A 16,139-nucleotide genomic window follows, 5' to 3' on the forward strand; every position below is an offset into this window, starting at 1 on the left:
ACACACCTTTCGTATTTCATTCATTTATCATTTATACCCAATTTTATTCTTTTAATGCTTAATATTTATGAATACTGCTTTTAAATATTTAGATGGTTTATAGTGTGGATGCGTTTTAAAATCTTTTGGCAAACCCATTACTTCTTCAATTTCATATTCGACATTCGCTTCTTCTAATGTCTTTTTAATCACATTTTTGAATGATTTAAGCGAAAATACACTTGAATTTGTACATAGTAAGAGTGATCCATTAGGCGCTAACACTTCTAAAGCACCATTAATTAAATCATCATAATTTTTTTGCACTGAAAATGTCTTTTTCTTATTACGTGCAAAACTTGGGGGATCAATCACAATTGTGTCGTATGATTTCCCATGACGCGCTGCATAATTATAAAAGTCAAATGTATCCATGACATATATATACTGGCTCTTCGGATCAATACCATTTAACCCAAAATTTTCCTCTGTTAATCCACGTGATCGATTAGCTAAATCAACACTCGTTGTACTCTCAGCATTTTTAGCTGCTACAACTGAAAAAGCACCCGTATAACTAAATAAATTTAAGATATGTTTATCTTCAGAATAATGATCTCTCAATTTCTTACGTACTTCTTTTTGATCTAGAAAAATACCTGTCATTAAGCCATCATTTAAATCAACATTATAAAAAGTGAAATTCTCTTCAATAACAATCGGAAATTCTGGACTTTCTCCCAATACATGACCACCTGTATATTCAGCATCTTTAAAGCGCATTTTTTCATAAATGGATTTAAAGTTAAATATCTTTTGAATTGCCTCAATAACATTATATCTAAATTTATAAATACCTTTTGAATACCATTGAATTAGTAAGTGACCATCATAATTATCAATTGTTAAACCACCTACACCATCACCTTCAGCATTAAACAGTCTAAACGCATTTGTTCCTTCAATATGATAATAATATTCACGTTCTTCTAATGCTTGTTTGAATAAACTTTCAAAGTATTGCGTATTGATGACTTCATTTTGATCATAGCTCAATACCCATCCTAATCCTTTATGTTGACGTCCTACATAGGCAGTCGCAATATATTGATCATTACCGTTCATTAAATAGAATAAATCCCCTTCTTTTAAATGATCATGATTATAAATGTCTTCTTCATCCACTAGAGGATATTGATTTAAATACTTTGTTTCTTTACCCTTATTTAAAGTTGCAATTTTCATTCTTTAGACTCTCCTATTTAAATCATATTAATTTTTCTTCTTTTGAAAATCGTTTTCCACAGTATGTTCTTGTTCATTCTAACAAATTTAAAAAGTTCATTACAGAATTACAATATAAATAAAACGGAGCTAGGACAGAATTCATCTCGAACTCGTTGTCCTAGCCCCGCAAGAATGACTAAATCTGAGACAAGCTTAATTTAAGTGTCGTCTCAGTTCAGTCAGCTACTGCGAATTTGCAAAGTAGCTTATTTAATTTATTTTATTTCAGAGAGAAATTAATTCATATTCGCAAACCAAAATTTCGTGCTAGTTTTTTAGTTTAAGGCTAATAAATTAATTCACTATGACATCCTCACGATTTATGACTAATCTAAGGACGTTCTCTTAATTGTAACGTGAATGCGATGATAACTGCTATCAACATTAATATTAATGTTGGCGTTATAAATATTGACAATAACAGACCATGAATCATGATATTGACAAATTCAGTTAACAATTTAAAGAATAAAATACTTATCATAAAGAGTTGTAAGTAATAAAACTTACCTCTTAAGAAATGAGTGAATGTAGTTGCAATATAAGTAATGATGATAAACATTAGTAGTAATAATGTTATCCACTCAATAACATATTGTGTTTGAGATAACTCCCACTCACCTGAAACAAATAAAGAATTTCTGTTATTAAATTCAATAAAAGTAAATAAGAATAAAATAAAACCACAGAAAATTTCTACATAGGCCGTTTTTATCCATTTTGGTTTTCTCATCCAATTTGGAATATCATCTTCTTCAATATTTATTACGTTTTTGAATTTGTTTTTAAATTTATCGCGTTTAGATCTAATTTTATCTAAATCAACACTTCTTCTCGTCTTACGTGCATATTCTGATGTTTTATCTTGTAGCTGTTTAAAATGGACTTTTGACTGATTCGAAACATTTCCTTTGCTCGTTCTTGATAATTCCGGTTCTTCTTCACCAAGTTCTTCTTTTGTTAATGGTAATGCTCTTCTTAAGAACAAGAAGTTCCATATTGAAGCTTGGGCTAATAACCACATTATTAAAAAGAATGTGTTTACACTTAAAATATCAATTGGTGCGATTTCATTTGCATCAATTTTACCGTATAAAGAAATTTGAGTAATTAAGTAACATATTCCATATGAAATAATAATCCATAAGTAGTGATTTTTTCTGTTTTCTACATAAAGTTCATCTTTATAAACGATGTAACCTGTATGTATTACGAATGGAATAATAAATATTACCGCCCAAAATCCATATACTTGCGTCATTAAGGTAATAGTTATAAGGAAGTATAAAATTCCGATAATTAAAAAGAAGATTGAGATGTCGTAATCATATTTCGTAGTTCTATACAATGTATAACCAATACATATAACTAGAATACCAAATAAAATAATGATGACTGCACTAATAATAGGAAAGTTGCCTATGAATCTACTCATCACTCTAATAATTTCGCTGAAAAATGCATTAAGGAAGTCCCATAGATTGTGAATTCTTAATTCAACTTTATCTTTATCCTTCAATTTATCAATTAAGGGTAAATTAATAAGGATAATGAGACCCGTGAAGAGTGAAACGATACCGATAAGATAACTATAAATTATCTCGGTGTGTTTCTTAAGAAAAGACATACTGTTCACCTCAAAATTCATTATATATGAAGATGTTAATCTTGTCTTTATTTAACAATAAAATACATCTTGAGACCTATTTAAGTTTATCCAACTTTTTAATGGGTAAACTAAAAATGTATTAAATAATCTTACGAGGAGTGTTTTTATTATGACAAATGAAGATGCTAAAAAATCAGCAGCTGAAAAAGATCAAAAAGAAGAAAAAACTGATGATATTGAACAAACTAAAAAAGACGTTCAAGACACTTTAGATTAATTTAAAGATTCATATTTTGTCTGGAACAAATTTATATTTATAAGGACACAATGTAAAGCTGAGAAAGAGCTTAAACTAAGCTTTTCTCAGCTTTAGTTATGTCCACGTGATTAGATGAATGTTTAGCATAGATAATTCCACTTAGAAATTCTGCAATCAGAGTAAGTTGGTGTTATGACAAATTCGATAAGAATTCTGTCCTACCCTTTTTTTATTTTATAAATGTTAGTCTAAACATATTGCATAGTAATCTCTCAAAATAATTGAAATTACCTTGACAACAATTCTCAAAAGTCATACATTAAAATTAAATCAAATAATAAACGCACTAGGGGTGTGTATACTGAGATGAGGAGTATCCTCAAACCCTTTGAACCTGAACTAGTTAAAACTAGCGTAGGAAAGTGTCGCCTAAATAAATAATTATTAACGATTACATAATTTTGTTATTTATAACGCACAACTTTCTACGGAATGGTTGTGCGTTTTTTTAGGAGGAAATGTTATGTCTAAAGGTTTAAAGCTTTCAGAAATATTAGTAACCGTTCTGATAGCAGTCGTATTTGCAATTATTTATAACTTATGGTGGTTTGCCTACAATGTTGCTCAAGTAGCTGGTGTTCACATCGAACAATTAACTTATGGTGTCTGGTTTATGGCAGCTATTGTAGCCTACTTAATTATTCCTAAACCAGGTATTGCCCTAATAGCTGAATTTGCTGCTGGTGCTGGTGAAACAATTGTAATGGGGAAATTTGATATACCAACAATTATATATGCCATTTTACAAGGTTTAGCATGTGAAATCATTTTCGCTATTTTTAAATATAAATCAAGATCATTAATGGTTGCAGTTTTAGCTGGATTAGCAACTGCTTTAATCTCATTCCCAGTTGATTATTACTATGGTTATTTAGCCGAAGTAGCAGGCTGGAACTTACTTTTATTTATCATTTTCCGTTCTATTAGCGGTATTGTTATTGCAGGTGTGCTTTCTTATTTAATTGTTAAAGCACTTGATCAAACCGGTGTAACTAAGTTATTCCGCCCTGCTTCACAAAAAGATTACGACAATCTATAAGGGGAAATTATTGTGTTAAAAGCTAAAAATTTACGCCTTAAGTATCCAAATGGTGAGCGCAAAATTTTTGATAATTTAAATATTGAAATAAAAGATAAAGAAAAAGTGCTTTTGCTAGGCCCGTCTGGGTCTGGTAAAAGCACCTTACTTAATGTATTGAGTGGTATCGTTCCTAACTTGATTGAACTTCCAATGAAATATGATGAATTAGAAATAGATACTCAATCTGGTGTTATCTTTCAAGATCCTGATACACAATTTTGTATGCCAAAGGTATATGAAGAACTGGCATTTGTTTTAGAAAATAAAAATGTACCACGAAATGAAATGGATGCTCAAATCGAAAAAGCATTAGCTTCTGTCAATTTAAATGTTACTGATAATACATTTGTCAATCACCTAAGTGGTGGTATGAAACAAAAATTAGCAATTGTGGAAACAATTTTACAAGAAGCTAACACTCTATTTTTAGATGAACCTACTGCTATGCTAGACGTTGATGCAACTGCTGATTTATGGCAACGATTAATCGGTTTGTGGAAGGACCAAACAGTATTGATTGTTGAACATAAAGTTGAACATATTTGGGAGCATGTAGATCGTGTTATTTTAATGAACTATGAAGGGCAAATTATCGCTGATAATACACCTGATTATATCTTAAGACATTGTGAAGATTTATTAACTGAATATGGTGTGTGGCATCCTCATGCTTGGGATCATGCTCCTCAACCTACTTCATTTCAATCAGATTTAAATAACCCTCTTTTCAATTACTCTAACGGTCAGTTATTTAGAAGTAAAAAAACGCTATTTAAAATACCTGAATTATCTATTCATGCAGGTGAGTGGATTACAATTACTGGAAAAAATGGCAGTGGTAAAACAACATTACTTGAATCGATGATGCAGTTAATTAAATATCAAGGTCAAATGTCTTATAAAGGTAATATATTGAAAAAGATTAAAGAAGCCGCTCAGAACATGTATCTGGTCTATCAAAATCCAGAATTACAATTTATTACTAATAGTGTCTATGATGAAGTTTATATTCACTATAATCACCAAGAACCAGCAAAAGCTAAAGAAGAAACCATGCATCTTTTAAAATTGTTGCATTTAGAAAATGTTAAAAATCAACATCCTTTTGAAATATCTATGGGGCAAAAGCGTCGATTAAGTGTAGCTACAGCATTAAGTTCTAAAGCAGACATTATTTTACTTGATGAGCCAACATTCGGGCTTGATAGTCATAATACATTTCAATTGATTGAATTATTCCAAGAACGTGTGGCTAATGGTCAAACAATAGTTATGGTAACACATGACCCTGAAATTATTCGTCGCTATCCAACTCGACGCTTAAAAGTTGAAAATCAACAACTTGTTGAAGAGGAAGGTGTCCCAAATGTTTGAACGCTGGAAAAAACATTATACTTTTGTTGATGATGTAAATATTATTACTAAATTACTATTAGGTATAGCTTTATTCTTTTTCATTATATTTGTTCATAACTTTGATTATATGATTTATATCACAATTTTAATGTTCATTTTCTTAATGGCATTTAATGGTACGGAATTTAAAATTACTGGTACTTTTATTCTTGCGACTGTATTTTTCGCATTGCTATCTTCTCTATTTATGATTTTATATGGAGATGGTACGCACATGCTTTTCAAATGGGGAATCATTCAAATTAGTACCGAAAGTATTGTCCGCGGTGTCCATTTATCTCTTCGTACCATTACTGTGTCAATGTTTGGTATATTGCTAGCTTTGACATCACAAATTGTTATGATTTTTTATAGTTTGATGCAACATTTAAAGATTAAGCCTAAAATTGCATACGCGTTCATGGCTGCAATAAGAATGGTACCATTAATATTCACTTCATTAATTCAATTAAGACGCTCTCTAAAGATGCGTTACCAAATGATAGATGCTTCCAACTACAGAGGGTTGAAACGTTTGAAACACTTACTTATTCCTATTTTAAGTCAGAATATAAGACGTGCACATCAACTATCTGTTGCGATGGAATCGAAAGGATTTAAAGATGGTCCAAGAACGTATTATTATAAAGCACCATTTTCTTACAAAGATATTATCTTTGTCATTTGTGTTATAGCTATTTTGGCTTTAGCATTTTACCTTGCTCAAACTTTTCCAATAACCGGCATTACAGACGCTCGTGTTTCAGGAAAAGTGGGCTAATAAAAAAGACTTGGATATGCTTTAATCAGCATACCCAAGTCTTTTTTATTATTTCAACGCTTTATTTCCAATATCATGTCGATAAAACAAGTTATCACTTTTCACTTTATCTACATTTGCATAAGCCACTTTTTGTGCAGCTTCAATTGTGTGTCCTTTTCCAAGCGCTAATATTACTCTGCCTCCAGAAGTAACAAAGTCCTCGCTCTCTTTTCGTAAACCACTTACGAAGAACTGATCATTTAATTCGAAGCCTGTTACTTTAGTACCTTTATGATAATTACCCGGGTAACCTTTAGATGCTAACATGACACCAACTACAAAGTCATCTTGCCATTGGAATCGAATAGGCTCTTTACGATCTAAAGCAACAATTTGAGCCATTAAATCACTTTCCAAACGACTTAATAAAACTTGTGCTTCTGGATCACCAAAGCGAGCGTTAAACTCAATCACCTTAGGTCCTTCAGATGTTAAAATTGCCCCAATATAAAGCAATCCAAAGTACGTATAACCTTCTGCTTTCATCGCTTTCGCAATGGGTTGTGCGATTTCTTTATTCGTACGTGTTAAGACGTCTTCAGTAATATGAGGTACAGGACAGTACGCACCCATCCCGCCAGTATTAGGTCCTTCATCACCATCAAAAGCGCGTTTATGGTCTTGGGCAATGCAATCAAATGGCACAGCGTAGTCTTCATTGATAAATGTCATTAAAGAAAACTCTTCACCCTCTAAAAATTGCTCAAAGACAACTTCGCCATGTTCTTCAGTGTAGAGTGTTTCAACCGCTTCAATTGCAGCTTCACGTGTTTCAGCAATGATGACACCTTTACCAGCTGCTAAACCATCTTTTTTAACTACAATTGGTAAATCACATTGTTTTACATAGTTTAATGCATCTGTTTTATTACTCGTTTCTTTATATTCTGCTGTTGGGATATTATATTTTTGCATAATTTTTTTAGCAAATAGCTTTGACCCTTCAATTTGAGCAGTACCTTGATTAGGACCAAATACTTTAACGCCTGACTGACGTAATTTATCAGACAAGCCATCAATTAGTGGTTGTTCTGGACCTATAATTACCCATTCAATCTTTTTTTCTTGAACAAAGTTTAAAATGGACGCGTGATCAGACTCTGCAATCTCAGTATGTACTTCTGCAACGTTGATCATGGCATCGTTACCTGGTATTGCATATAATTGTTCAATTAAGGGTGATTGGCTTAACTTCGTTGCTAAAGCATGCTCTCGTCCACCAGCACCTACGACTAGAACTCTCATTTAGATTACCCCTTTCGTAATGTATAACTTTAATCTAATGTTTAAAATGACGCATGCCAGTAGTAACCATAGCAATGCCGTATTTATTCGTCATATCAATTGAATCTTGGTCTTTAATTGAACCACCTGGCTGAATGATAGCTTTAATTCCATGTTGCGCGGCTAATTCAACTGTATCGTCCATTGGGAAGAATCCATCTGAAACTAAAGCCACATTATCATTCATTTCTATTGCACGCTCTAACGCAATTTTAGCTGAACCAACACGGTTCATTTGACCCGCACCTATACCTACCGTTTGTTTCGTGTTGCTTAAAATCACAGCATTACTTTTTACAGAAGGAATGACTTTCCAACCTAGTAACATTGCCTCCCATTGATCATCTGTTGGTTCTACTTCAGTGACCACTTTCATATCTTCTTTTGCGACTTCATAGTTATCTTTATCTTGTACTAAATATCCACCTGAAACTGATACAAATTCTTCTTCACGATTATCAATTGTCATGTCAATTTCTAATAAACGGATATTTTTCTTTTTCGTTAAAATTTCTAATGCTTCATCAGTGAATCTAGGTGCAATAACTACTTCTAAAAAGATAGAATGTAATGTTTCAGCTAATTCAGGCGTCACAGTTCTGTTTAAAGCAATAATGCCTCCAAAGATAGATTGATTATCTGCATCATATGCATGTTTAAATGCTACCTCTATACTGTCACCAATACCTACACCACAAGGATTCATGTGTTTTACCGCTACTGCTGCTGGAGTCTCAAACTTTTTCACTAAAGATAATGCTGAATCTGCATCTTTGATGTTATTGAAACTTAAAGCTTTCCCATGTAATTGTTTAGCGCCTGCAATAGTATGTTTACTATTTGATGTACGTACAAATCGTGCTGATTGTTGTGGATTCTCACCATATCTTAATTGTTCACTATCCCCTTTAAAGAAGCTTACAATCGCATGGTCATATTCATTCGTATGCTCAAATACTTTAATCATTAATGCCTTACGAAAGGCTTCGTCCAATTTATCGTTCTTTATACGTTCAATAACTTCATTATAATCAGCCGGATGCACAATTGTTGTCACATGTTTAAAGTTCTTTGCTGCCGCACGTAACATTGTAGGTCCGCCAATATCAATATTTTCAATCGCTTCAGATTCAGTTACATCTGGATTAGCCACTGTTTTTTGAAAAGGATATAAATTAACGACAACCATATCGATTAAATCAATATGCTGAGCTGCTAATTGTTCAAGGTGAGCAGGCTTATCGCGATCCGCCAATATTCCTCCATGTACTGCAGGATGTAACGTTTTTACGCGACCATCCATAATTTCAGGAAATTGAGTTAAATCAGAAACAGATTTTACTGGCACAGAAGCTTCTTCAAGCGCACGTTTCGTGCCTCCAGTTGAATATAATTCATAATCTAAGTCGCTTAATGCTTTAGCAAATTCTACAATTCCACTTTTATTTGAAACACTTAAAATTGCTTTTTTCATGATTTACTTAACTCCTTATTTAATAACTTTAGCTATAACACTTGGGTAAAGTTCATATTCTAATTGTTTAACACGTTCTTCCAAATCTTCTTTGGTATCGTTCGATTTAATATCACATTGTCTTTGTTCAATAATTTCTCCCGTATCCATACCGCTATCAACAAAATGAACCGTTGAACCAGTAACATTATCACCACTGCTAAATGCTTGTCCAATAGCATCTTTCCCCTTATATTTCGGTAATAATGATGGATGAATATTTAATATTTTACCTTCGTAAGCGCCTAATAAATCTGGTCCTATCAATCTCATGTAACCAGCAAGAACTATCCACTCAACTTCTTCCCGCTTCAATAGTTCAATTAAATGTTGTTCATATTCTGCTTTAGAAGAAAAATCATTTGGTTCATTTATATTGACTGCTACTTTTAATTGTTTGGCACGTTCAACACAATATGCATCATGATGATCAGTGTATAATGACGTAATTTCAATATTGTTAAGCTCCCCTTTATCTGCGCGTATTACAATATTTTCGAAATTACTACCAGATCCAGATGCAAAGATGGCTATTTTAGTCACTATTCTACCCCCTCAAGGTGAATAGATGTGTCGTTATCTTCAATAACTTCACCAATTTCATAGGCTGATATACCTTCTTGTTTAAGGATATCAATCGTTTGTGAAACATCAGCTTTATCTACGATGACTGTGAAACCTATGCCCATATTAAAGACATTGTACATTTCTTTTGTTTCGATATTCGCTTGTTGTTGTAACCAATCAAATACTTTAGGCGTTGGAAAAGCTCGTGTATCAATTTTTGCTGCTAAACCTTCTGGTAAACCTCGTGGAATATTCTCGTAGAAACCACCACCAGTGATATGATTCATCCCTTTGATTTGGACAGACTTTTTCAAAGTGAGAATAGGTTTAACATATAATTGCGTTGGTGCTAAAAACGTATCAAGATATGTACTTCCATCAAACGCATCACTTAAATGAATACCTGATTCTTTAATCAATTTACGTACTAAGCTATAACCATTTGAATGAATGCCATTTGAAGCTAAACCGATGATAGCTTGTCCTTCTTTTATCTTAGAGCCGTCTATATACTCATCTTTCTCAACTGCACCAACTGCAAATCCAGCAAGATCATATTCACCTTCATGATACATTTCACCCATCTCCGCTGTTTCTCCACCAATTAGCGCGGTATTCGTTTCCTCGCAGCCATCACTCACACCTTTAACAATTTGTTCTATGACTTCAGGCACAACTTTATTTGTAGCTATATAATCTAAGAAATATAAAGGTTCAGCACCTGTTGTCAAAATATCGTTTACACACATCGCAACCGCATCAATGCCGATAGTGTCATGTTTATTATTATCAATGGCTAACTTTAATTTAGTACCTACACCATCTGTTCCTGATACTAGAACGGGTGCTTTCATATTTAACTGTGAAAGATCGAATGTTGCGCCAAATCCACCTAATCCCCCTAGTACTTCCTTACGCATTGTTCGTTCAATATGACTAGACATTCTCTCAACTGCTTCGTACCCTGCATGAATATCAACACCCGATTGTTCATAAGCTTTAGACATGGATATTTCCCTCTCTATCAAAATAGTGTTTGTGATTGTCAATATAATCCTTTTGACGTTGACTCAAGTTCTTATAATAATTGCTCTCATAATCGAAAAGCCCTGCTGGATAATCACCCGTAAAACTTTCTACACATAGACCGTTATATGGGGCATCGTAATCTAATCCAATGGATTCAATTAAACCATCCACACTTAAATAAGATAACGAGTCTGCACCGATATAGTCACAAATTTCTTCTGGCGATTTACTTGCAGAAATAAGTTCGGCAGTCGTTGAAACATCAATTCCGTAAAAGCTAGGAAACATAAATTCAGGAGACGCTATTCGTACATGTACTTCTTTAGCACCCGAATCTTTTAACATTCTAACGATACGTTTACTTGTTGTCCCTCTCACAATGGAATCATCGACTAATACAATACGTTTACCAACTACAATATCTTTAACTGCTGATAATTTAACGCGAACGCCTTGTTCTCGTAATTCTTGAGTAGGTTGAATAAATGTGCGTGCTACGTATTGGTTCTTCACTAACCCCATTTCATAAGGTAAGTGGCTCTCTTCAGCATACCCACTTGCTGCTGATAATGATGAATTAGGTACACCAATAACCATATCTGCATTAGCTGGACTTTCTTGTGCTAATTTTTTTCCAGATGCTTTACGAACAGCATGAACATTTTTACCAGCAATGGTTGAATCAGGTCGCGCAAAATATATATATTCCATCGCTGATATAGCCGTGTTCGTATGACTCGTATATGATTTAACTTCAATACCTTCATTGCTAATGACAACGTATTCTCCAGCATGGATATCTTGCACATATTCTGCACCTAATACATCAATCGCACATGTTTCACTCGCCAAGATGTATGTGCCATCTTGCATTTTACCAACTACGAGTGGACGAATCGCATTAGGATCTACAGCTCCATATAATGCATCTTTAGTAAGAATAGCAAAAGTGAATCCACCTTTAATTTGTCGTAAACTTTCTTTTAATGCTTCTTCAAAAGTGGGCGCCTTACTTCTACGTATTAAATGCATAATCACTTCAGTGTCGGATGATGAATGGAAAATGGCACCATGTTTTTCTAAATATTGACGTAATGTTTGAGCATTTATTAAATTACCATTATGACAAATTGCGACACTCATATCATAAAAGTGATAAAGGAAAGGTTGAATGTTTTCTATTCCCTTATTACCAGAAGTCGCATAGCGAACATGTCCAATAGCATTATGTCCTTCTTTAAGTTGTTCCATCTGTCTTTCTTTAATTGCTTCCGTTAGTAGGCCTAATCCACGTTCACCTTTCAGCGTCTCACCATTTGAAACTACAATACCTGCACCTTCTTGACCACGATGTTGTAAACTGTGTAGTCCCATATACGTTAATTGGGCTGCTTCGGAATGATTCCAAATGCCAAATACGCCACATTCTTCATTTAATCCACTGTCGTTAAACATTCCGTGATTGCCCCTTCCCAACTTTCTTTTATTTCTGAGACTTTTTCAGTAATGACTGAATGATCATTTGCTACTTTAAATTCATCAACATCAGTTAATTGACCAATTTCAATGGCATTTTCAATATTTAAAGTTTGATTTTCTTTGACGGCAACTACATAACGACCTTGTGTTTCACTAAATAGTTGTGCATCTGAAAGATTGACTTTAGCTTCTAAACCTAATCCATAATGTGCACTAATTCGAGCAAGTGTGATTAACAAGCCACCTTTACCTACCGTTTGAACATGTGATGCAACACCGCTTCTAATCGCTGATTTAACTGCTTCCCCCTTAGCAACTTCATCACTTAAATCAATTGCTTCAAATTCATGATTTACTTGACCGTACAATAATTTTTCAATTTGACTACCACCAAAGTCATCTCTTGTTTCTCCAACTAAATACAATTTATGACCCGCTTCAGGATGGAAATCATTGAGGTAGTCAATGTCTTCGATTAATCCTACCATTCCAACCACTGGTGTTGGGAAGATAGATGTACCACGTGTTTCGTTGTAAAGTGACACGTTACCTGATACTACAGGTGTTTTAAGTATTTCACACGCTTCTGACATTCCTTTTGTAGAATCAATTAGTTGTTGATAGATTTCTTTCTTTTCAGGAGAGCCATAGTTTAAGCAATCTGTCATAGCTAGTGGTGTTGCCCCAACAGCGATTAAATTACGATATGCTTCTGCTACAACCATTTTCCCACCTTCATAAGGTTGGTTAAATACATAACGTGCTTCGCCATCAATTGTAGAAGCTACTGCTTTATTTGTCCCTTCAACACGAACCACTGAAGATTGTAAACCTGGTTTGATGATCGTATTAGCACCGACTTGTTGATCATATTGTTCATATAAATAATGTTTTGATGCAATCGTTGGATGCGTTAGTAGTTTATTAAAGGTATCTTGCACATCAAGTGAACTATAATCATTTTTTGAAGTATTATATTCTTTTTCTTCGCCTTCTAACACATAAACCGGTGCTTCATCCGCAAGAGATTGCACAGGGATATCTGCGAATATTTCATCTTCATATTTAAGTACGAAACGATCTGTATTTGTCACTTTACCAATTACTGCACTATCTAATTCGTGTTTTTCAAATAAATCTAAAAACTTTTGTTCAGTTCCTTTTTCAACTACTAATAACATTCTTTCTTGTGTTTCAGAAAGCATCATTTCGTAAGGTGAAATACCTGGTTCACGAGTCGGCACTTGATCTAAATACAATTCCAATCCGCTGCCACCTTTAGCTGCCATTTCTGATGAAGAAGACGTTAAGCCTGCAGCACCCATATCTTGAATGCCCACTAATTCATCAAATGTAATTGCTTCTAATGTTGCTTCCATAAGTTTTTTACCTACAAATGGGTCGCCAATTTGAACAGATGGACGTTTACTTTCACTTTCTTCAGTCAATTCTTCAGATGCAAAAGTAGCACCATGAATACCATCACGACCTGTTTTTAACCCTACATAAATGACTGAGTTACCTTCACCTTTCGCAGTCCCTTTTTGAATCATGTCATGATCAATCACACCGACACACATTGCATTCACTAATGGGTTTCCATCGTAACGATCATCAAATTCTATTTCTCCAGCAGTTGTTGGAATACCGATACAATTTCCATAACCACCAATACCGCGAACAACACCTTTAAGTAAACGTTGGTTTTGTTTCACTGATAATTCACCGAAACGTAAGCTATTTAATAAATTAATGGGTCTAGCTCCAATTGATACGATATCTCTAATAATGCCACCTACACCTGTTGCAGCACCTTGGTATGGTTCAATAGCAGATGGGTGGTTATGTGATTCAACTTTGAACACAACAGCTTGGTTATCTCCAATATTTACGACACCTGCACCTTCACCAGGCCCCATTAAAACATGTTCTCCTGTTGTTGGAAATTGTTTCAAGAATGGTTTAGAGTGCTTATAAGAACAATGTTCACTCCACATAACTGAGAAAATGCCTACTTCTGTAAAGTTAGGTTCTCTCCCTAATATGTCACACACTTTGTTATATTCTGCATCACTTAAGCCCATATCTTGATATAATTTTTCAAGCTTAATTTCTTCAATACTAGGTTCGATAAACTTAGACATTTTGTTCCCTCCAACTATTTACCATTGCTTCGAATAATTTAACGCCACTATCAGTGCCAAGAATGGTTTCAAGTGCACGTTCAGGGTGAGGCATCATTCCGCAAACATTGCCCTCTTTATTCACAATTCCAGCGATATTTTCATGCGAACCATTTGGGTTATCTTCATAAGTTAAGATGATTTGATTATTTTCTACTAATTTCTCATATATTTCATTTGTACAGTAATAATGACCTTCACCATGGGCTACTGGATAAACAACAATTTCATTTTCGCCATATAATTTCGTAAAAGGAGTTTGATTATTGGCAATTTTTAGATTTTCATTTCGACTAATAAATAAATGTGAATCATTATGAAGTAATGCACCTGGTAATAAACCAATTTCTGTTAAGATTTGGAAGCCATTACATACACCTAAAACTGGCTTTCCTTCACTAGCTAAACGTTTAACTTCATTGATTACTGGCGCTACACTTGCCATTGCACCAGAACGCAAGTAATCTCCGAATGAGAACCCACCTGGGATTAAGACACCATCAAAACCTTCGAGTGACGTCTCACGATAATCAACATATTCTGCTTCAGCACCTGTTTTAATAGCAGCATTGTACATATCTCTATCGCAATTTGAACCTGGAAATACGAGAACTGCAAATTTCATGTTATGCCTTCTCCTTTTCATCAACGATTTTATAACTATATTCTTCAATTACAGTGTTTGCGAATAACTTCTCACTTAAAGTAGTAACGATATTATCAACCGCTTCATCAGTCGCTTCGTCAACAGTCATGTATAAAACTTTACCTACACGAATATCATTTACTTGTTTATAACCTAAATCATGTACAGCTCGATTTAATGCTTGTCCTTGAGTATCTAATACCTGCGGTTGTAATGTGATGTGAAGTTCAATCGTTTTCATTATTTAAGTTCCTCCAATTTATTTAAAAATGTTGTATATGTGTCGATAAGTGAACCAGTATCATTTCGATAGACATCTTTATCAAAGTTAGTATCTGAATGTTTATCCCAAATACGACAAGTATCTGGAGAAATTTCATCAGCTAATAAAATTATACCGTCTTGTGTTTTTCCAAATTCAACTTTAAAATCTACTAATCTTAAATCCATTTCATCCATAAGTTGAACTAACACTTTGTTAATATCTTTTGCCATTGTTTTCAATATTTCAATTTCATCATCATTCGCAATTTTTAATAGTTTTATATGATCATCAGTGATTAGTGGATCATTTAAATCATCATTTTTATAGAAAAATTCAACTAATGGTGTTTCAAATTCATAACCTTTTTCAAAACCTAAACGTTTTGTAATAGAACCTGTTGCAATGTTTCGTACTACAACTTCTAAAGGAATAATGTTAACCTCTTTAACTAGTTGTTCTGTTTCTGACAGTTGTTTAATAAAATGACTGTCTATTCCATTTTTTGTTAAATATTCAAATATAATAGATGTGATTTGATTATTTAAACGACCTTTACCTTCCATCTTATCTTTTTTAGCACCATTACCAGCCGTCACTTCATCTTTGTATTCCACTCTTAATTGATGGTTTTTGTCCGTTGAGAAAATTCTCTTAGCTTTCCCTTCATATAATAGAGACAT

The 16,139-nt window shown here is 33.7% G+C and carries 14 protein-coding genes and 1 riboswitch; of the genes, 3 read left to right on the forward strand and 11 right to left on the reverse strand.

Translation table 11 applies throughout. The features are described from left to right. Nucleotides 1–51: 51 nt before the first annotated feature. Both HYI43_08810 and HYI43_08815 read right to left on the reverse strand, forming a co-directional pair. Nucleotides 52–1,224 (reverse strand): class I SAM-dependent rRNA methyltransferase, encoded by a 1,173-nt coding sequence (locus tag HYI43_08810; GenBank protein ID UDI78646.1) that lies wholly within the window; start codon nt 1,222–1,224, stop codon nt 52–54. 373 nt (nt 1,225–1,597) lie between these two features. Next, on the reverse strand, nt 1,598–2,893 hold the full coding sequence (locus tag HYI43_08815; GenBank protein UDI78647.1) for a hypothetical protein: 1,296 nt from the start codon (nt 2,891–2,893) through the stop codon (nt 1,598–1,600). A gap of 579 nt (nt 2,894–3,472) precedes the next feature. Continuing rightward, nucleotides 3,473–3,572: riboswitch (TPP riboswitch) on the forward strand. An 85-nt stretch (nt 3,573–3,657) separates the two neighbouring features. On the opposite strand from HYI43_08815, the gene HYI43_08820 reads away from it, so the two are divergent. The 3 genes from HYI43_08820 to HYI43_08830 are packed head-to-tail and all read left to right on the forward strand — an operon-like array spanning nt 3,658 to nt 6,451. Next, entirely contained in the window at nt 3,658–4,233 is a 576-nt protein-coding gene (locus HYI43_08820) for an ECF transporter S component (GenBank protein ID UDI78648.1), read from the forward strand. Nucleotides 4,234–4,245: 12 nt separating this feature from the next. Then, a complete protein-coding gene (locus tag HYI43_08825; GenBank protein UDI78649.1) occupies nt 4,246–5,649 on the forward strand; it encodes an ABC transporter ATP-binding protein in 1,404 nt (467 codons plus the stop codon). Further along, nucleotides 5,642–6,451 carry an energy-coupling factor transporter transmembrane protein EcfT gene (locus HYI43_08830; GenBank protein UDI78650.1) on the forward strand — a complete coding sequence of 270 codons (810 nt, stop codon included), beginning with the start codon at nt 5,642–5,644 and terminating at the stop codon, nt 6,449–6,451. The genes HYI43_08825 and HYI43_08830 overlap by 8 nt, the downstream gene beginning before the upstream one ends. Nucleotides 6,452–6,499: 48 nt before the next feature. Here HYI43_08830 and HYI43_08835 read toward each other — a convergent pair whose 3' ends face one another. From HYI43_08835 to HYI43_08875, 9 genes are read right to left on the reverse strand one after another with little or no spacing between them, the layout of a single operon-like run. Further along, the gene (locus HYI43_08835; protein ID UDI78651.1) at nt 6,500–7,738 is read right to left on the reverse strand and encodes a phosphoribosylamine--glycine ligase; all 1,239 of its coding nucleotides are present in this window, start codon (nt 7,736–7,738) and stop codon (nt 6,500–6,502) included. 34 nt (nt 7,739–7,772) lie between these two features. Then, nucleotides 7,773–9,251 (reverse strand): bifunctional phosphoribosylaminoimidazolecarboxamide formyltransferase/IMP cyclohydrolase, encoded by a 1,479-nt coding sequence (purH, locus tag HYI43_08840; GenBank protein ID UDI78652.1) that lies wholly within the window; start codon nt 9,249–9,251, stop codon nt 7,773–7,775. A 15-nt stretch (nt 9,252–9,266) separates the two neighbouring features. After that, nucleotides 9,267–9,833, reverse strand: a complete 567-nt coding sequence (gene purN, locus HYI43_08845) for a phosphoribosylglycinamide formyltransferase (GenBank protein UDI78653.1) — start codon at nt 9,831–9,833, stop codon at nt 9,267–9,269. Next, on the reverse strand, nt 9,833–10,864 hold the full coding sequence (locus HYI43_08850; protein ID UDI78654.1) for a phosphoribosylformylglycinamidine cyclo-ligase: 1,032 nt from the start codon (nt 10,862–10,864) through the stop codon (nt 9,833–9,835). Before HYI43_08850 ends, purN begins: the two co-directional genes overlap by 1 nt. Further along, complete coding sequence (locus HYI43_08855) at nt 10,857–12,341, reverse strand: amidophosphoribosyltransferase (GenBank protein UDI78655.1); 1,485 nt, start codon at nt 12,339–12,341, stop codon at nt 10,857–10,859. Before HYI43_08855 ends, HYI43_08850 begins: the two co-directional genes overlap by 8 nt. Continuing rightward, nucleotides 12,320–14,509 (reverse strand): phosphoribosylformylglycinamidine synthase subunit PurL, encoded by a 2,190-nt coding sequence (gene purL / locus HYI43_08860; protein UDI78656.1) that lies wholly within the window; start codon nt 14,507–14,509, stop codon nt 12,320–12,322. Before purL ends, HYI43_08855 begins: the two co-directional genes overlap by 22 nt. After that, the gene (gene purQ, locus HYI43_08865; protein UDI78657.1) at nt 14,502–15,173 is read right to left on the reverse strand and encodes a phosphoribosylformylglycinamidine synthase I; all 672 of its coding nucleotides are present in this window, start codon (nt 15,171–15,173) and stop codon (nt 14,502–14,504) included. Before purQ ends, purL begins: the two co-directional genes overlap by 8 nt. A 1-nt stretch (nt 15,174) precedes the next feature. Beyond that, entirely contained in the window at nt 15,175–15,435 is a 261-nt protein-coding gene (purS, locus tag HYI43_08870) for a phosphoribosylformylglycinamidine synthase subunit PurS (GenBank protein UDI78658.1), read from the reverse strand. Then, nucleotides 15,435–16,139, reverse strand: a complete 705-nt coding sequence (locus HYI43_08875; GenBank protein ID UDI78659.1) for a phosphoribosylaminoimidazolesuccinocarboxamide synthase — start codon at nt 16,137–16,139, stop codon at nt 15,435–15,437. The genes purS and HYI43_08875 overlap by 1 nt, the downstream gene beginning before the upstream one ends.

The sequence above is a fragment of the Staphylococcus taiwanensis genome (assembly GCA_020544305.1).
Lineage (GTDB): Bacteria > Bacillota > Bacilli > Staphylococcales > Staphylococcaceae > Staphylococcus > Staphylococcus taiwanensis.